The sequence below is a fragment of the Kitasatospora sp. CMC57 genome (assembly GCF_045866025.2).
GTDB lineage: Bacteria > Actinomycetota > Actinomycetes > Streptomycetales > Streptomycetaceae > Kitasatospora.
The window spans coordinates 3,130,970-3,148,461 of record NZ_AP035881.2 but is presented as its reverse complement, the minus strand read 5'-3'; the positions used below and the strand labels follow the sequence as shown (position 1 = coordinate 3,148,461).

Sequence of the window (17,492 nt, the reverse complement as noted above, 5' to 3'; positions counted from 1 at the left end):
CGCACTGAACGATGCCGAGTGGGATCGGTCACGGGTGAACTTCATCGCACGGAGTTGACGCCTCGCCGGTTACGAGGGCGGCGACGTGCCCGGGCAGCGGGGTGCGCTGACGGCCTCGGCGGCCATGGTGGGGGACGAGGCCGGAGGCGGTGAGCCCGGCCGGAGCGGGCCTGCGGCGAGGGCGGTGGCCGCGGCCAGCAGGCTGGTGGTGAGCAGGCCGGGGCGATGGCGGACGGCTCGCTGGAGGCGGTGCCGGCCGCCGGAGCCGCGGCGGATCGGTGGGAAGACCGGCACCACCTGGCGGGGCGGGACCGAGGAGGTCGCCTCGGGCACCGTGGTGCGGGTGTGCAGGGTCGTCATGGGGGCACCGCCTCCGATCGGGACGCGACATCGCAGGAACGAGCGTCGCGGTGATCAGCGTGCGTCCGGACCGCGGCCGACGGCGGGACGAGGCGCAACCCTGTGGACAACCCGGGCCTGTGGACAGCGCGGGTCACCCGCCTGGCTGTGGAAAAGCACCTCCACCTGGCGGTGGAGAATCACCTGGCGGCGGAAATGCCGGACGGCCCGGCCGCGCACCGAAGTGCACGACCGGGCCGTCCGGGAAGAACGCGGGTCAGCCCGTCGAAGCCGGGGCGGAGCTCGACGTCGAGGACGACGAGCTCGTGGAAGCCGCCGGAGCGGGCGCCGAGGCGGCGGGAGCCGAAGAGGACGACGACGCGGACGACGTAGAGGAGCTCACCGTGCTGCTGGACGACGAGCGGCTGTCGGTGCGGTAGAAGCCCGAGCCCTTGAAGACCACACCCACGGCGGAGAAGACCTTGCGGAGCCGCCCCTGGCACTCGGGGCACGTGGTGAGCGCGTCGTCGGTGAACTTCTGCACCGCCTCCAGGCCGGTCCCGCACTCGGTGCACTGGTACTGGTACGTGGGCACTTGTCTTCCTCCTGCACTTCCCCCTGGCACTCTCGCCTGATGAGTGCTAACGATCCTCAATGATGCGGCATTCCGTGGAATCAGTCCAGCGCCGCAGGTGTGAGAACGGACGCCTGCCCACTGCCGACTGTTCCGCACCGGGCCACGGTACGGCTGGCCGTGCTCGGCGGGACCAGCAGCCGACGCAGCGTCAGCAGGGCGACCAGGCCGAGCCCGGAGCCCACCACGGGCACCAGGAACCCGCCCGAGGCGCCGTGGCTGTCGATCAGCACGCCCGCCACCGTGGAGCCCGCCGCCAGGCCGAGGCCGATGGCGCCGGTGAGCCAGGTGAAGGCCTCGGTCTTGGCGCCGTCCGCGACCAGCGTCTCGACCAGCGTGTAGCCGGTGATCAGGGTGGGTGCGATGGCCAGACCGCAGAACAGTCCGGCGACCGCCAGCGCGGTCAGGTTGGGCATTGCCCACAGGGTGGAGCAGCCGAGCACCAGAAGCGCGTAGCAGCCGAGCATCCGCTGCCGGGCCGGCTGCCGCCAGGCGATCAGCCCGTACAGCACGCCGGCCAGCATCGAGCCGCCGGCGAAGATGCCGTAGACGGTGCCGTTCAGCCCCTCCTGGCCCGCGCTCCGGGCGAAGGCGGTGACCGAGACCTGCATGGCGCCGAAGACGGTGCCGACCCCGAGGAAGGAGCCCGCCAGCAGGCGGACGCCGGGGGAGGCGAGGGCCGAGACGCGCTTGACCCCGGCGGTGCGTGGGTGCCGGGTGGGAGCGGTGGAGCGCTGGGCGGCGAAGGCCAGGCCGCCGACCACGGTGAGGACGGCCTCGGCGATCAGTCCGGCCGAGGGGTTGATCCCGGTCGCGATCGCGCTGGCCAGGACCGGGCCGATCACGAAGGTGAACTCGTCGGTGACCGACTCGAAGGCGAAGGCCGTGTTCAGCGTGGCCGGGGAGTCGGAGAGCCGGGAGACCCAGCGGGACCGGACCATCGCGCCGATCTGCGGGACGCTGGCCCCGGCCAGGGCGGCGGCCGGGAAGAGCGTCCAGACCGGTGCCCCGCCGACGGCCAGCGCGATCAGCGCGCCGACCGAGAGGGCGTGCACCAGGACGCTCGGCACCAGGACGGCGGACTGCCCGTACCGGTCGGCCAGTCGGCCGGTCTGCGGGCCGATCAGGGCCTGGGCGACGGCGGAGACCGCCGCGACCAGACCGGCGGTGCCGTAGGAGCCATGGGTGTCGAGCACCAGCAGCACGATGCCCAGGCTGAGCATGGCGTACGGGAGTCGGGCCGCGAAGGCGGGTGCGAGGAAGGTCCAGGCACCGGGGGTGCGGAGCAGCGCTCCGTACCCGACGCGGGTGGGGTTGTCGACCGTTCGGCGGGCCGCCACGGTGGGTTCTTTCCGCTGCCTGGTAGCGCGGAAGGGGTTGGGTGGACCCCGACGGCGCCGAGAGTCGTCCTCTCGCGCGTCGACCGGGGTGATACCGGGTCCGGCTGGCCGTCGTGGAAGCGGGGGCCAGGAGGCAGGAACTGCTGCGGACCGCGGCCGCCGAGCGGTCGCGCCAACTCTGCATCAGGCAGATGTTGCGGGTGTGTCTGTTGATACCAAAGCTTTACCCGTCATCCTACGGGTTGGACGGCGTCGAGCCCAGCGAACCGAAGGTGAACGTTGCGTAGAACACAGCGTTGCGCTGAATCGCGGACTACCGCCCGCGTAGCCATCCGGCCAGCTTCCCGCCCTTGTCGACCGCGCGCAGCCGGTGCTCGGCGGCCTCGCTGACCTCCTCGGTGGTGACCACCAGGAGTTCGTCGAGCGGCCGGAGCACGGTGGTGCGGTCGGGGACGAAGCTGCTGCCGTCGCGGACCACCAGGGTGACGGCGGCCCCGGCGGGCAGCCTGAGCTCGCCGATCTCGACGCCGGCCATCCGGGAGCCGGCCGAGAGCGAGACCGAGAGCAGCCGGCCGTGCAGTCGCTCCAGCGGGGCGGACTCGATCCCGAGGTCATGGCCGAGCGCGCCCTCGGAGATCCGCAGCCACCTGGCGACCAGCGGCAGGGTGGGACCCTGGAGCAGCGTGAAGACCACCACCAGGATGAAGACGATGTTGAACACCTCGCGCGCCAGCGGCGCCTGCGCGACCAGCGGGATGGTGGCCAGCACGATCGGCACCGCCCCGCGCAGCCCGGCCCAGCTGAGCAGCGCCTGCTCGCGCCAGGGCAGCCGGAACGGCGTCATGGTCAGCAGCACCGAGGCGGGCCGGGCCAGGAAGACCAGCACGGTGCCGATCACCAGCGCCGGGATGATCGCGCTGCCCATGCTGACGGGCGTGCAGAGCAGGCCGAGCACCACGAACATGCCGATCTGCCCGATCCAGGCCAGCCCGTCCGCGAAGCCGCGGACCGCGGGGCCGTGCGGGAGCTTGGAGTTGCCGAGCACCAGCGAGGCGACGTAGACGGCGAGGAAGCCGGAGCCGTGCAGCAGCGCGCCGCCCGCGTACGCGCCGACCGCCAGTGACATCACGGCGATCGGGTACAGGCCGGAGGAGGGCAGCGCCATGTGCCGGACGGCGTACGCGCCGAGCCTGCCGACAGCCAGGCCGACCGCCGCGCCGATCGCCAGCTCGGCGATGATCGTGCCGACCAGCACGTACCAGGAGTCCAGCGGGCCGCTGGTGGCGAACGCCAGCACCAGGATCACCACGGGGGCGTCGTTGAAGCCGGACTCGGCCTCCAGCAGACCGGTCAGCCGGGACGGCAGCGGGACGGTGCGCAGCACCGAGAAGACCGCGGCGGCGTCGGTGGAGGAGACGATCGCGCCCAGCAGCAGCGAGGTGCGCCAGTCGAAGTCGGCCAGGTAGTGCGCGCCGGCGGCGGTGACCGCGACGCTGACCGCGACGCCCACGGTGGCCAGGGCGGTGGCGGCCGGGGTCACGGGCCTGATGGACCGCCAATTGGTCTTCAGGCCGCCCTCGGCGAGGATCACCACGAGCGCCGTGTAGCCGAGCACCTGGGTCAGCCCGGCGTTGTCGAACCGGATACCCAGGCCGTTCTGGCCGAGTGCCACGCCGAGGCCGAGGTAGATCAGCAGGCTGGGGAGGCCGGAGCGGGTCGAGATGCGCACCGCCACCACCGCCACCAGCAGGACCACGGCGGCTTCGAGCAGAAAGCGGTTCAGGTCGTCGACAGTCACGCAGTGGCACCTCGGCGCAGGGAGGGGGCGGGCTGATGGAGCGTCTGGAGGCAGCGTCCACCAGGGCAGCTGACGGTCCGTCCGGTGGGATCGTTACCCAGTCTAACATTTTACCTGTTCTTTTACATCTTCCCGCCCAGGTTCCGCCAAGGTCGGCCCGGTAGGGTCCACCTGACCCGACGTGGGCGCCCCCGAGTGCGACCCCCTCGGTCCGTGCGCCCTAATGTGGTGGTCTGTCACGGCCGCCCGTCTCCCAGCCAAGGACTCAACCAGATGCCCCGCTCGAAGAGGTTCCGGCGCGCTCGTCTGTTCGTGCTCGTGCTGGTGGTGCTGTTGGTCGCCGGGACGGCGGGCGCCGGGTTCTTCGCCGTGCAGACCGTCCGGTCGTCCTTCCCGGTGGTCGAGGGCAGCGTCAAGGTGGCCGGGATGACCGCGCCGGTGGACGTGAAGCGGGACGGCAACGGGATCCCGCAGCTCTACGCCGACAGCTCGGAGGACCTGTTCCGGGCCCAGGGCTACGTACAGGCGCAGGACCGCTTCTGGGAGATGGACGTCCGCCGGCACATCACCGCCGGGCGGCTGTCCGAGATGTTCGGCTCCGGCCAGGTCGAGACCGACTCCTTCCTGCGCACCATGGGCTGGCGCCAGGTGGCCCAGCAGGAGTACGACCAGCTGCTCGCCCCGGACACCAAGAAGTACCTGCAGGCGTACAGCGACGGCGTGAACGCCTGGCTGGCCGAGCACCCCGGCGACAGCTCGGCCTCGCTCGAGTACACGCTGCTCGGCGCGGTGAACGGCGACTACAAGCCCGAGAAGTGGGACCCGGTGGACTCGGTCTCCTGGCTCAAGGCGATGGCCTGGAACCTCTCCGGCAACCTGCAGGAGGAGATCGACCGCTCGCTGCTGGCCCAGGACTTCAGCCCGGAGAAGATCGACCAGCTCTACCCGGCCTACCCGTACGACCGCAACGGCACCATCGTGAAGACCGGCAAGGTCGGCCCCGGTGGCAACTACCTGCCGGGCGACGGGACCACCACGCCGCTGCCCGCCGCCCCCGCCGCCACCACCCAGGGCCGGGCCGGCAGTGAGGCGCTGCTCAAGGACGTGGCGGACCGGATGGGCGCGCTGCCGCAGCTGCTGGGGCGGCCCGGCCAGGGCATCGGCTCCAACTCCTGGGTGGTCGGCGGGCAGTTCACCACCACCCACAAGCCGCTGATGGCCAACGACCCGCACCTGGGCCCGGCCCTGCCGTCGGTCTGGTACCAGATGGGTCTGCACTGCCGCAGCGTCGGCCCGGCCTGCCGGTTCGACGCCGCCGGCTACACCTTCGCCGGGATGCCGGGCGTGGTGATCGGGCACAACCAGAACATCTCCTGGGGTTTCACCAACCTGGGCGCCGACGTGACCGACCTCTACCTGGAGAAGGTCACCAGCCCGGAGACCTACCTGGTGGACAACCAGCAGAAGACCTTCACCACCCGCAAGGAGACCATCAAGGTGGCCGGCGGCGAGGACCGCACCATCGTGGTGCGCACCACCGACCGGGGTCCGCTGATCTCCGACAAGAGCACCGAGCAGCAGAACGTCGGCAAGTACGCCCCGGCCGGCAACGCCCCCGACCGGGCCGCCGGGTACGGCGTCGCCCTGCAGTGGACCGCGCTGATCCCCGGAAAGACCATGGACGCGGTCTTCAAGCTGGACCAGGCGGCCGACTGGGACGCGTTCCGCGCCGCCGCCGCCGACTTCGCCGTCCCCGCGCAGAACCTGATCTACGCGGACACCAAGAACAACATCGGCTACCAGGCCCCGGGCCGGATCCCGCAGCGCACCAAGGGCGACGGCCGCTACCCCGCACCGGGCTGGGACTCCTCGTACGGCTGGAAGGCCGAGCCCGTCCCGTTCCAGTCGCTGCCGTACAGCTTCAACCCGCCGGCCGGTTACATCGTCACCGCCAACCAGGCCGTGGTGGACCAGAGTTACAACTACCTGCTGACCAAGGACTGGGAGTACGGCACCCGGGCCAAGGAGATCAGCACCCAGATCACCGACCGGTTGAAGAACGACGGCAAGATCTCGCCGGACGACATGCGGATGATGCAGCTGGACAACACCAGCGTGATGGCCAAGACCCTGGTGCCGCTGCTGCTCAAGGTCCGGATCGACGACCCGTACGTGCGCGAGGCCCAGGACCTGCTGAAGGACTGGAACTTCCACCAGGACGCCGACTCGGCCGCCGCCGCCTACTACAACGCGGTCTGGCGCCAGCTGCTGACGCTGGCCTTCGGTCAGAAGTTCCCGGCCGGGCTGCGGGCCGAGGGCGACTGCCTGCTGGTCCGCCAGAAGCGCGACTCCACGTTGCCGGACGACGACCTCAACCCCGCGCCGCCGGTCACCGTCTGCGGCACCCGCGACCCCGACCAGGCCCAGCCGGACGGCGGGGACCGTTGGACCGAGGTGGTGCGCTCCCTGCTCGACCAGCCGGACAGCCCGTGGTGGGAGTTCAAGGACGCCAACCACCAGTCGCAGCAGGGGCTCGGCAAGCTGCTCGCCGAGTCGCTCAAGAACGCCCGGCAGGAGCTGACCGCCAAGCTCACCAAGGACATCTCCACCTGGAGCTGGGGCCGGCTGCACACCCTGACGCTCACCGAGCAGACCCTGGGCAAGGACGACTCCTCGGTCGCCTCCGGGCTGGTGCACAAGCTGCTGAACCGCGGCCCGTACGAGCTCTCCGGCGGCACGGCGGCGGTCAACGCGGCGGGCTGGAACGCGGCGGCGGGCTACCAGGTGGACTGGGTGCCGTCGATGCGGATGGTGGTCGACCTGAGCAACTTCGACGGCTCGCGCTGGATCAACGTCGGCGGCGCCTCGGGGCACGCCTTCAACGACAACTACAACGACCAGACCGCGCTCTGGGCCAAGGGCGAACTGCTGCCCTGGGCCTGGTCGCCCGAGGCGGTCGACCAGGCCACCAGGCACCGGCTGGTGCTGACCAACGGCTGAGGCCCGTCGCTCAGCGGTTCAGCCAGTGCACGCCGGACGGGGTCACCGCGGCGTGCACCGGCAGGTCGTGCGGCTCGGCCGGGACGGTGTCGAGCAGTTCGGCGTCGTAGAGCAGGGTGGCCAGCACCGGTTCGGCCCGACGGCGGGTCAGCCGGGCCAGCACCCGGTCGTAGGAACCGCCGCCCCGGCCCAGCCGGATGCCGCGCCGGTCCACCGCCAGGCCGGGCAGCAGCACCAGGGCGGCGGCGCAGACCGCGTCCGGGCCGAGCCGGGGGCCGGTCGGCTCCAGCAGGCCGCGGCCGGCCGGGGTGAGGGTCTCCGGGCCGCCGTACTCGGCCCAGTCCAGGTCGTTGTCGGGCAGCAGGACGGGCAGCAGCACCCGGACCCCGGCCGCCCGCAGCGCGTCCAGCAGCGGCCGGGTGCCGGGCTCACCGCCGACCGAGACGTACGCCGCCACGGTCTGGCCCGCCCGCGCGAGCGACCCGGCGTGCGTGGCGAGCCGTGCGGCAGCGAGCTCCCGCCGTTCGGGGGAGAGTTCACGCCGTTCTGCGAGCAGGCGTGACCTCAGACCGGCCTTGTCGTTGTGCACTGGATACTCCTTGGTCCCGCTCCGGCCGGGTGACCCGCCCGCGCTCTCCTCGGCGAGCGGCGGCCACCCGGTGCACAGAGCCTGACACGCGGAAGGCACCGGATGTCCACCCCGTTCCTGGTCCAGGCGCTGGCCGTGCTCAGCGCCCCGGCGCTGGGCGCCGTCGCCCTGACGGGCCTTCGGCTGCGCCGACGGGTCACCGACGCCGAGAGCCGGGAGGCCGCGCTCCGGCTCCGGGTCGAGGAGCTGACCGCCGAGCGGGACGTGCTCCAGCGCACCGCCTCCTGCGACCCGCTCACCGGCGTGTGGAACTACCGGCACCTCCAGCTCACCCTGGACCGCGAGGTGGAGCGGGCCCGCCGGGTCGACCCGGGCGCGGCGCCCCGGCCGTTGGCCCTGCTGATGCTGGAGATCGCCGGTTTCGAGTCGGTGGTCGCCGAGCACGGCCGGGCCCGGGGCAACGCGATACTGCGCGACCTCGCGCAGCGGCTCAGCGTGGAGATCCGCCGCTCGGACACCCTCGGCCGGTACGGCGGCGAGGAGTTCCTCGTGGTGCTGCCCGACACGGGCCTGGACGGCGCGGTGCAGGTGGCCGAGCGGCTCTGCTGGACGGTCCGCAGGCACCAGCTGCTCGACTGGTCCCCGGCGGGTGCGGAGCCGGGTCGGGTGTCGGGGCGCAACGGCCTGACGGCGGCGGTCGGGATCGCGGTGCTCCCGGAGGACGGGGCGCACGCCGCGCTGCTGCTGCGCGCCGCCGACCGCGCGCTCGGTGCGGCGCGCGCCGGGGGTGGTGACGGCTGGCGCGGGGCCGCGGAGCTGACCGGGGAAGGGCCGGAGGGCCCGGCAGGGGCGGCGGAAGCGGTCGAAATCACCGGTAACCTGTCGCCCGGTGCCGATGAGGTCTCCCTGACCCCCGCCGGCACCGCCCACTCGACGGCCGCTGTGGCTGCTGGACACGACGCGGGCCCCTGACCGGCCGTTGGTTCATGGCTGGTTAACCCCGCACTCAGCCCGGTGGAAACCCGCCTTAGTAAGGTCTCACGCATGACGACGACGAACGCCCGCCGCCTCCCTGTCACCAAGGCCGTGGTGCCTGCCGCCGGGTTGGGTACCCGGTTCCTCCCCGCGACCAAGGCCACCCCGAAGGAGATGCTGCCGGTCGTCGACAAGCCCGCGATCCAGTACGTCGTGGAGGAGGCCGCCGCAGCCGGCCTCTCCGACATACTGATGGTCACCGGCCGCAACAAGCGCGCCCTGGAGGACCACTTCGACCGGGCCTACGAGCTCGAGGAGCTGCTCGCCCGCAAGGGTGACAAGGACAAGCTCCGCCGGGTCCAGGAGTCGGTGCAGCTGGCCAACATGCACTACGTCCGGCAGGGCGACCCGAAGGGCCTCGGCCACGCGGTCTCGGTCGCCGAACAGCACGTGGCGGGCCAGCCGTTCGCCGTCCTGCTCGGTGATGACCTGATCGACCCGCGCGACCCGCTGCTGTCCCGGATGATCGAGGTCCAGCAGGAGCTGGGCGGCTCGGTGGTGGCGCTGATGGAGGTCGAGCCGGAGCAGATCCACCTGTACGGCTGCGCCGCCGTGAAGCCCAACGGCTTCGGCGACGACGTCTTCCGGATCACCGACCTGGTGGAGAAGCCCGACACGGCCGACGCGCCGTCCAACTACGCGGTGATCGGCCGCTACATCCTCGATCCGGCCATCTTCGACGTGCTGCGCGCGACCGAGCCGGGCCGGGGCGGCGAGATCCAGCTGACCGACGCGCTGCGGGAGTTGGCAACCCGGGACGAGACCGTCGGCGGCCCGGTGCACGGCGTGCTGTTCAAGGGCCGTCGCTACGACACCGGCGACCGTTCCGACTACCTTCGCGCTATCGTCCGTCTGGCGTGCGAACGTGATGACCTGGGACCGGACTTCCGGTCCTGGCTCAAGGAGTTCGTCGCCACGGAGATGCAGGGCTGACCAGAAGGCGAGTGTGCGATGACCGGGACGACTTCGGACTCCTGCTGCGAAGAGACCCCGGCGCCGCCGCGCACGTGGAGCGTGGACGAGCATCTGGCGGACGTGCTGTCAGATGTCGTCCCGCTCCCGGCGATCGAGCTCCAGCTTCTTGACGCCCAGGGCTGCCGGCTGGCGGAGGACGTCAGCTCCGAGGTCGACCTGCCGCCCTTCGACAACAGCTCGATGGACGGCTACGCGGTCCGCACCGCCGACACCGCCGGGGCCACCGGGCAGTACCCCTCGGTGCTCACCGTGGTCGGCGACATCGCGGCCGGTGCGGGTGAACTGCCCAAGGTGGGCCCGGGGCAGACCGCCCGGATCATGACCGGCGCGCCCGTGCCGCCCGGCGCCGAGGCGGTCGCCCCGGTCGAGTGGACCGACGGCGGCAGCGGCAGCGGAGAAGCCGCCGACACGATGACCGCTCAGGGCGCGGAGAGCTCGGTCACCGCCGGCTCGGACGAGGTCAGGGTGTTCCGCCCGGTCAGCCAGGGCGCGCACATCCGCCGCCGGGGTAGCGACCTCTCGGCGGGGGAGCGGGTGCTGGAGGCGGGCGCCCTGCTCGGCCCCACCCAGCTCGGCCTGCTGGCCGCGATCGGCCGCGGCACCGTCCGGGTCCGGCCCCGGCCGCGCGTGGTGGTGCTCTCCACCGGCAGCGAACTGGTCCAGCCCGGCGAACCGGTGGGCCCCGGCCAGATCTCCGACTCCAACAGCTTCACCCTGACCGCCGCCGCCCAGGACGCCGGGGCGATCGCGTACCGGGTCGGCGGCGTGCCCGACGACGCGGCGGTGCTGCGCGCGGTGCTGGAGGACCAGCTCGGCCGGGCCGACCTGATCGTCACCAGCGGCGGGGTCAGCGTGGGCGCGTACGACGTGGTCAAGGAGGTCTTCGCCGAGTACGGCGAGGTGGACTTCCGGCGGCTGCGGATGCAGCCCGGCAAGCCGCAGGGCTTCGGCCGGATCCAGGGCACCCCGCTGCTCGCCCTGCCGGGCAATCCGGTGAGCTCGTACATCTCGTTCGAACTGTTCGTCCGCCCGCTGATCCGCACCATGATGGGCGCCCCGGACATCCACCGGCCGGTGGTCCGCGCGGTCTGCACCGCGGAGCTGCGCTCGCCGGCCGGGCGGCGGCAGTACCTGCGCGGCTGGTACGCGGACGGCGAGGTGGCGCCGGTCGGCGGCGAGGGTTCGCACCTGGTCGGCGCGCTGGCCCGGGCGAACTGTCTGATCGTGGTGGCCGAGGACGAGACCTCGGTGGCCGCCGGACGCACCGTCGATGTGGTCCTTCTCACGGGCTGACCGGGGCGGGGCTGTACGGTAGCGCGGTACTCGACCCGTGCCACCGTGGAGTCCCCTTGTCCGAAACACCGCGCCTCACCCACGTCGACGAGACCGGCGCCGCCCGGATGGTCGACGTCTCCGAGAAGGCCACCACCGTCCGGACGGCCGTCGCCGCCGGACGGGTCCGGGTGGCCGCCCGGGTGATCGAGCTGCTGCGCGGCGAGGGCGTCCCCAAGGGCGACGCCCTCGCGGTGGCCCGGATCGCCGGGATCATGGGCGCCAAGAAGACCCCCGACCTGATCCCGCTCTGCCACCCGATCGCGATCTCCGGCGTCACCGTCGACCTCACGGTGGCCGACGACGCCGTCGAGATCACCGCCACCGTGCGGACCGCCGACCGGACCGGCGTCGAGATGGAGGCGCTGACCGCCGTCGCGGTGGCCGGGCTGACCGTGATCGACATGGTCAAGGCCGTGGACAAGGGCGCCACCATCGAACACGTCCGGGTGCTCAGCAAGACCGGCGGCAAGAGCGGCGACTGGGCGGTCGGGTCCTCGGCGGCCTCGTCATGAAGGCGCTCGCCCTCACCGTCTCCAACCGCGCCTCGGCCGGGGTGTACGAGGACAGGGGCGGCCCGCTCGTCGCGGCCGGACTGCGGGCGATGGGTTTCACCGTGGACGGGCCGCAGGTCGTCCCGGACGGCGAACCGGTGGAGGCTGCGCTGCGGGCCGCCGTGGCCGCCGGGTACGACGCGGTGGTCACCACCGGCGGCACCGGCATCTCACCGATGGACCTCACGCCGGAGATGACCGCCCGGGTGATTGACCGTCAGATCCCCGGCATCGCGGAGGCCATCCGGGCGTACGGCCGGGAGAAGGTGCCCACCTCGGCGCTGTCGCGGGGCCTGGCCGGCCTGGCCGGACGTACCCTGATCGTCAACCTGCCGGGCTCCACCGGAGGGGTCAAGGACGGCCTGGCCGTGCTGACGCCGCTGCTCCCGCACGCCGTGGACCAGCTCGGAGGTGGCGACCACCCGCGGTCGGCGGGCGGCCCTCCGGGAGCTTCCGACGCGGCCGGAGCGTCCCACGGAGCCGCAGCTTCCGACGTGGCCGGGGCGTCCGACGAGGCCGGGGCGTCCGATGAGGGGAGTACGCCCTGAACGCATCCTGGCAGGTCGAGCTCTTGGAGGGGGACGTCGCGCTGCGTCCGATCCGGGTTCGCGACCAGCGTTCCTGGCAGGAGGTCAGCCAGCGCAACCGGGACTGGCTGCGCCGCTGGGAGGCCACCGTGCCGCCCGCCGGACCGGGCCGCGCCGGGATGTCCCGGCCGACGTTCCGGCAGATGGCCCGCTACCTGCGGCACGAGGCGGCGGCGGGCCGGATGGTGCCGTTCGTGGTGCTGCACCGGGGCCGCCTGGTCGGGCAGCTGACGGTCGGTGGGATGACCTGGGGCTCGATGTGCTCGGCCAACATCGGCTACTGGGTGGACGAGTCGGTGGCCGGCCGGGGCATCATGCCGACGGCCGTGGCACTGGCCGTGGACCACTGCTTCGGCACCCTCGGCCTGCACCGGATCGAGGTCTGCATTCGGCCGGAGAACTGGCCGAGCCGCCGGGTGGCCGAAAAGCTCGGCTTCCGCGAGGAGGGAATTCGGCCACGGTATCTCCACATCGACGGCGACTGGCGCGACCACCTGGTCTACGCGCTGACCGCCGAGGAGGTGCCGGAGGGCATGCTGAACCGCTGGCGGTCGGTCAGGAGCCGGGACCGCAGCGATAATTGAATAAATGTTCGAAAGAGATATCGATATGGCATCGCAGGTAGGCCGAGTGGTCACAAATACCGGCAAAATAGTCGGAGAATCAGCTTGATCACACGACACGCCGCGCCAAATTGCTGCCGGGCCTTCCCCCGCGCCCGTACCGTGTGAAACATGCGCAGTAGCGGCCTTATCTACGCGGTCATCGTAGGGGCCTGGGCTGCCTATCTGGTGCCGATGTGGCTCCGCAGGCAGGACGAACTCAACGAGGCCCGTCCGACGGAACGCTTCAGTACCGCGATCCGCCTGCTGGCCGGACGGTCGGCCATGGAGCGGCGGGCGACCCGGGTATTCGGCGACGACGAGACCATCCTTGAATCGGAACCCTCCCCGGCGGCGGACACCGATCCCTCAGCCATGGCCCCGGACGAGCCGGCTGCTCCCTCGGCCACGGTCCCGGCCTCGGCGTCGGCGTCTGCCCCGGCGTCGGCCTCGGCCTCGCGTGGGTCGGTCGAGCGGCGGGCCCGACTGCTGGCCCGACGTCGGCGGATGGTCACCACGCTCTTCCTCGCCTTCGCCGCCGGTGCGGTGGTCGCGGCGGTGTTCGGCGTCGCCTTCCTCTGGGTGCCCGCTCTGCCCGGCCTGCTGCTCACCCTCTACATCGGCCACCTGCGCCGCCTGGAGCGCCAGCGGTACGAGGTCAAGCTCGACCGCACCCGGGCCGCCCGGGACGCCGAGCGACTGCGCGACCGCGAACGCACCCGGGCCGCCGCCCCGCGTCCGCTCCCCGAGCGCCCGCGCTCGACCGACGGTCAGCGGGTCGCCGCCTCGGCCTCGGTTCCCGCGCCCGGTCCGGCCCCCGCTCTAGGTGAGGGCCGGCCGCACCTGCGGCTCGCCACCACCGAGTCGGCCCTCGTCGAGGCCACCGACCACGAGGAGTGGGTCGACGGCATGCGCGAACGCGCCGCCGCCGGTCCCGACTCCTGGGAGCCCGTCCCCGTCCCCCTCCCCACCTACGTCACCGCCCCGGTGGCCCCCCGCTCCACCCGCGCCCTCGACCCCCGCTCCACCTGGGACGCCGGCCGCACCACCGAGGCCCGCAACACTCCCCTCTTCGACCAGTACGCCGAACCCACCCCCGCCGACCCCGAGGCGGAGTACCCCTCCCGGCCCCGCGCCGCGAACGAGTAGCCAGGTGAGGGGTGGTCACGAGCCCCCGCGAAGAGATGCTAGAGTTTCTTCTCGTTGGGGCTGTGGCGCAGTCCGGTAGCGCACCTCGTTCGCATCGAGGGGGTCAGGGGTTCGAATCCCCTCAGCTCCACCAACGGCTGTTCACGAGTTCTGCTCGTGAAGGGTCATGAGATCCCGTCCGATCCATGTGATCGGGCGGGATTTCTGCTTTCCGGGGGCTTGTTCGAGGTGCTGTGCGATCTCGGTGGGCCTTCGGGAGCGTGGTCCAGGGGTCTGCGGCGGTGGTTCGGGGGTGGTCCAGGTGCGGGAGGCATGCCGAGGCCGCCGCTGGGATGGGGGCCAACGGCGACCGGGGGTCGTGTTCTTCGGGAGGCGGGCGGACTGCTCGTCAGCCGGGTGGCGGGGGAAGTCCGTTGGCGGTGGGCGGCATCGGGACGAGCCCGTCGTAGCCTTGACCGTCGTCGGCCTTGATGGGTTCAGGGCTGCTGGTGCGGGTCCAGTCGTGCAGGATCTGCAGGTTGATCATGAGGATCATCAGGGCGAGCAGGACGGTCTGGGCGACGCGGCCGTGGGCGAGGCGCTTCCTGGGATCGGCGATGTCGATGTGGTGGCCCTTGGCGCGGCCGTTGAGGCCTTCGTTGTGCGACCGGATGGGCTTGTAGGCGTCGTGCCAGGTCGGGCTGAGGTAAGGGCGGTCCTGGCGGAACTTGTCGATCATGCCCAGGTCGCCGGGGCGGACGGTGATCGTCGGCTTGCGGCAGATCCGCGGCAGTTTGTCCTCGTTGGGTGGCCGCAGGCGCTCGGCGGGGCTGATCTGGATGCTCGGCTTCGCGGAGCGGTGGGCTGCGGTGGCGCGCGCATTGGTGAGGTCTACGACGACAGGGGCGCTGGCCTGGGGCCGGTGCAGACGATTGAAGCGAGCACAGGTCACCGAGGGAGACGGGCCGGCGGCGGGGCACTGCAGGCGGATGGTCCCGTCTGGGGCCGGGCCCTGCTTGAGCTTGAGGAAGTACGGCTCCCGCTTGGCGAGGCGTTGTTCGAGCGTCTCATCGAGGTCGCGGACGGCCTTGTCGTCCAGGCCGGTGGTCGCGTTGGCCAGCACGTCGGGCATACATGAGCACGCGAGAGTGCCGTCGACGAGTATCGCGCCCAAGTGGGTGCCCTGGACGCCGCGTTGGTCCCTCTTGTAGTCGAGGGCGAGTTGGTAGCCCATGCGGCGGGCGTGGAGTTGGAAATGCTCGGTCTTCTGGTCGGTGTAGGCGCGGTCGGCGGCCAGTAGCCCGACGGGCAGACCGAGGGGGACCAGGGTGGTGAGCGAGTGGATGGCGTTGGGGCCGACGCGTTTGCCAGGGGTGTCCAGGACCGCCCCGAGGGCGAGCTGGGGATGCTTGCTGATCCGCCTACCGGCATTCGGATGGCCGACGGAGTGCCGTCGGCTGGCCGCGACCAGCAGCGTCGCGCTGTGGCCGAAGACTCCTTTGTTACTGCCGCCGCTGAAGTGCCAGCCAGCGGTGACTTCGACGGAGGCCAGGTCGCGCTGGTCGCTGGGCTCGTGATGCCAGGCGGGGACGGCGGTGGTGTCGGCGCCGATGTCACCGCGCCAGCCCTTGAAGAGCCCGCGACGCTGGGCGAGGCGGACGGTGACCAGCACCAGACGGTCGCTGATGTCCTGCAGCAGGGCCCGGCGTCGCAGGCGCTCGGTGTCGTTGTCCTCCCAGGCGGCGGTGTGGGCGGCGGCCTCGGCGAGCGGGAGCCGGCGTCTGCGGTCGATGCGCAGGGGGTCCAGGGCCGTGGTCAGGCGGTCGAACGAGCGGTAGACGCGGCGGCTGAACGCGTGCCGCGCCCACTGGTCGTCCCTGTCGATGTCGGGGATGGCGAGCCAGCTCCGGGCCGGTGGCTGGAGTTGGTCGAGGAGGATCCGGCAGGCGTCCGCCAGGCTTGCGCTCTGGTTGTAGTGCAGGGACAACAGCAGGCCGATCAGCACGGTGCGGACCGGCAGGCCGTCCGGCCCGGGGCGGCCTGCCAGTTCGGCGTCGATGAGGTCGAGGGTCCCGGAGCGGTGCAGCAGGAAGTCGAGCTGGCCGACCTTGGAGTCCGGGATCTGTGCGGGGGCGTCGGTGACCGGCCGGGGCCGGCAGTGCCTGATCTTTTCCGGGTTCCGCCAGGCGCGCGGGACGGTCATGCCGGGCGGCCTCGCAGGAGCCTGATCGTGGTGGCGTCGTCGAGCGGGGGGACGAGGTGCTGGTAGCGGGCCAGGGAGGCGGCGGAGGCCAGACCCGCCGCCTTGGCGATCAGGCTGTGGTCGATGCGCTCGCGCATCAGCTCGACGATCCAGCCCGCCCGCAGCCGACCGACCGAAAGCGGCGGCAGTCCGCTGGATGGCTGGTGCAGGAGCGACCAGGAGCCGATGAGGTTTTTGGCGTAGGCGGTGGTGCGATGTGGCCGGAACAGGTAGCCGCGGCCTGCCAGAGCGGCGAGTTCAGCCAGGACGTCCTCCCACGGGGTGCGGGCGACCACCGGGCGTTCGATGCCGGCGTGGACCAGCGCCTCGTCGGGCCGCCCCCTCCGCAGGTCGGCCCCTCGGGTCGCGGCGACTTCCCTGGGCATGAGCCCGCATCCGGCGCCGAGCCCCATCAGGGCGAGCGCGTCGTTGCGCTGCTGTCCGCGCAGATGGTGGGCCCAGTGCCGAAGTCCCGACAACTCCGTTGCACTGTAGGGCTTGTGAGGGCGGGCAGGTGCGTGCAGCTTCGCGGGGATCGGCTCTCCGCGCTCGGTCCAGGCCAGGGCGTCGCGTACCCGCCGCAGCCAGGTCCGGTAGGTGACGACCGAACTCGCCTCGATGGTTGCGGCCCGGGACAGGACGAACGCGTCGATGACCTCCCCTCGCAGCCAGGTGTCCGGATCGCGGGCGAGCCCGTTCGCCTCTGCCCAGAGCGCGAGGGCGGCGGTGATGTGCAGCAGCCGCTCGACGTCGTAGGGGACAGCTGTCACCGCCGCCGCGACCACGCTCCGCACCAGCGGCGCGAGGTCGTCCCAGACGGGTGGTGCCTCGCGGGGGCGATAGCGGGTGATCTTCGCGGACGTGTCTGGATCAAGGGCCACGGTCCACGAATACCGGCTGGTCAAGCAGCCGTCAGGGGATTGATCAACTTCAACGGACAGGATGGTGCGAGCATGGTCGGCGGAAGCGCCCGCGTGCGCCCCCCTCGGGATCTGACCGACGATCCGGAAGCCTGGCCCCGCCTGGCCAGCGCCGACACCGGGGCGGAGGCCGTGCGGGAGATCTCCCGCCGCCTCGCCGAAGCCCTCACCGGCCGGGGTCTGAGCCTTCGTCAGGCTGCCGCCGGATCGGGGGTGAACCGGCAGGCGATCGCCGACCTGCTGGCGGGCCGGTCCTGGCCGGACGTGGCGACCGTCGCCCGTCTCGGAGCGTTCACTGGCGCCGCTCTGTGGCCGGACGGTGCCGTCGTTGAACGGAGTGCGGGGCATTGAGCCTCGATTCCGCCCGGCCACGCAATTTCGTGACCGGGCATGGCGAATTCGCGGCTCCCGCCTCCG

General features: G+C 72.0%; 16 protein-coding genes and 1 tRNA gene. 10 read left to right on the top strand and 7 right to left on the bottom strand.

The window, feature by feature from the left end:
* Positions 1-69: 69 nt before the first annotated feature.
* The 4 genes from ACKUU6_RS13825 to ACKUU6_RS13810 all read right to left on the bottom strand — a co-directional run bounded on the left by ACKUU6_RS13825 (position 70) and on the right by ACKUU6_RS13810 (position 4,111).
* Positions 70-360, bottom strand: coding sequence for a hypothetical protein (locus ACKUU6_RS13825; protein ID WP_407988818.1), 291 nt, complete (start codon positions 358-360; stop codon positions 70-72).
* 256 nt (positions 361-616) lie between these two features.
* On the bottom strand, positions 617-934 hold the full coding sequence (locus ACKUU6_RS13820) for an FmdB family zinc ribbon protein (protein WP_407988817.1): 318 nt from the start codon (positions 932-934) through the stop codon (positions 617-619).
* Positions 935-1,014: 80 nt separating this feature from the next.
* Positions 1,015-2,313 carry an MFS transporter gene (locus ACKUU6_RS13815; RefSeq protein ID WP_407988816.1) on the bottom strand — a complete coding sequence of 433 codons (1,299 nt, stop codon included), beginning with the start codon at positions 2,311-2,313 and terminating at the stop codon, positions 1,015-1,017.
* A gap of 313 nt (positions 2,314-2,626) precedes the next feature.
* On the bottom strand, positions 2,627-4,111 hold the full coding sequence (locus tag ACKUU6_RS13810; protein WP_407988815.1) for a potassium/proton antiporter: 1,485 nt from the start codon (positions 4,109-4,111) through the stop codon (positions 2,627-2,629).
* Between the two features lie 273 nt (positions 4,112-4,384).
* Here ACKUU6_RS13810 and ACKUU6_RS13805 point away from each other — a divergent pair, with 273 nt between their 5' ends.
* On the top strand, positions 4,385-7,111 hold the full coding sequence (locus tag ACKUU6_RS13805; RefSeq protein ID WP_407988814.1) for a penicillin acylase family protein: 2,727 nt from the start codon (positions 4,385-4,387) through the stop codon (positions 7,109-7,111).
* A 10-nt stretch (positions 7,112-7,121) separates the two neighbouring features.
* Here ACKUU6_RS13805 and ACKUU6_RS13800 read toward each other — a convergent pair whose 3' ends face one another.
* The gene (locus ACKUU6_RS13800) at positions 7,122-7,700 is read right to left on the bottom strand and encodes a 5-formyltetrahydrofolate cyclo-ligase (protein ID WP_407988813.1); all 579 of its coding nucleotides are present in this window, start codon (positions 7,698-7,700) and stop codon (positions 7,122-7,124) included.
* A 102-nt stretch (positions 7,701-7,802) separates the two neighbouring features.
* On the opposite strand from ACKUU6_RS13800, the gene ACKUU6_RS13795 reads away from it, so the two are divergent.
* The 8 genes from ACKUU6_RS13795 (at position 7,803) to ACKUU6_RS13760 (ending at position 14,067) form a co-directional block, all read left to right on the top strand.
* Entirely contained in the window at positions 7,803-8,672 is an 870-nt protein-coding gene (locus ACKUU6_RS13795; protein ID WP_407988812.1) for a GGDEF domain-containing protein, read from the top strand.
* Positions 8,673-8,744: 72 nt separating this feature from the next.
* On the top strand, positions 8,745-9,668 hold the full coding sequence (gene galU, locus ACKUU6_RS13790) for a UTP--glucose-1-phosphate uridylyltransferase GalU (RefSeq protein ID WP_407988811.1): 924 nt from the start codon (positions 8,745-8,747) through the stop codon (positions 9,666-9,668).
* 18 nt (positions 9,669-9,686) lie between these two features.
* The gene (gene glp / locus ACKUU6_RS13785) at positions 9,687-11,003 is read left to right on the top strand and encodes a gephyrin-like molybdotransferase Glp (RefSeq protein WP_407988810.1); all 1,317 of its coding nucleotides are present in this window, start codon (positions 9,687-9,689) and stop codon (positions 11,001-11,003) included.
* Positions 11,004-11,059: 56 nt separating this feature from the next.
* Complete coding sequence (moaC, locus tag ACKUU6_RS13780; RefSeq protein ID WP_407988809.1) at positions 11,060-11,557, top strand: cyclic pyranopterin monophosphate synthase MoaC; 498 nt, start codon at positions 11,060-11,062, stop codon at positions 11,555-11,557.
* Positions 11,554-12,144 (top strand): MogA/MoaB family molybdenum cofactor biosynthesis protein, encoded by a 591-nt coding sequence (locus tag ACKUU6_RS13775; protein WP_407988808.1) that lies wholly within the window; start codon positions 11,554-11,556, stop codon positions 12,142-12,144. Before moaC ends, ACKUU6_RS13775 begins: the two co-directional genes overlap by 4 nt.
* A gap of 23 nt (positions 12,145-12,167) precedes the next feature.
* On the top strand, positions 12,168-12,767 hold the full coding sequence (locus ACKUU6_RS13770; RefSeq protein WP_407988807.1) for a GNAT family N-acetyltransferase: 600 nt from the start codon (positions 12,168-12,170) through the stop codon (positions 12,765-12,767).
* Between the two features lie 150 nt (positions 12,768-12,917).
* A complete protein-coding gene (locus tag ACKUU6_RS13765; RefSeq protein WP_407988806.1) occupies positions 12,918-13,934 on the top strand; it encodes a hypothetical protein in 1,017 nt (338 codons plus the stop codon).
* A gap of 56 nt (positions 13,935-13,990) precedes the next feature.
* Positions 13,991-14,067, top strand: a tRNA-Ala gene (locus tag ACKUU6_RS13760).
* A 255-nt stretch (positions 14,068-14,322) separates the two neighbouring features.
* On the opposite strand, the gene ACKUU6_RS13755 is transcribed toward ACKUU6_RS13760, so the two are convergent.
* Together ACKUU6_RS13755 and ACKUU6_RS13750 are read right to left on the bottom strand one after the other, a co-directional pair.
* Positions 14,323-16,116 carry a hypothetical protein gene (locus tag ACKUU6_RS13755; protein ID WP_407988805.1) on the bottom strand — a complete coding sequence of 598 codons (1,794 nt, stop codon included), beginning with the start codon at positions 16,114-16,116 and terminating at the stop codon, positions 14,323-14,325.
* On the bottom strand, positions 16,113-17,036 hold the full coding sequence (locus ACKUU6_RS13750; protein ID WP_407988803.1) for a hypothetical protein: 924 nt from the start codon (positions 17,034-17,036) through the stop codon (positions 16,113-16,115). Before ACKUU6_RS13750 ends, ACKUU6_RS13755 begins: the two co-directional genes overlap by 4 nt.
* Before the next feature lie 39 nt (positions 17,037-17,075).
* On the opposite strand from ACKUU6_RS13750, the gene ACKUU6_RS13745 reads away from it, so the two are divergent.
* Positions 17,076-17,426 carry a helix-turn-helix domain-containing protein gene (locus ACKUU6_RS13745; RefSeq protein WP_407988802.1) on the top strand — a complete coding sequence of 117 codons (351 nt, stop codon included), beginning with the start codon at positions 17,076-17,078 and terminating at the stop codon, positions 17,424-17,426.
* Positions 17,427-17,492: the final 66 nt, after the last annotated feature.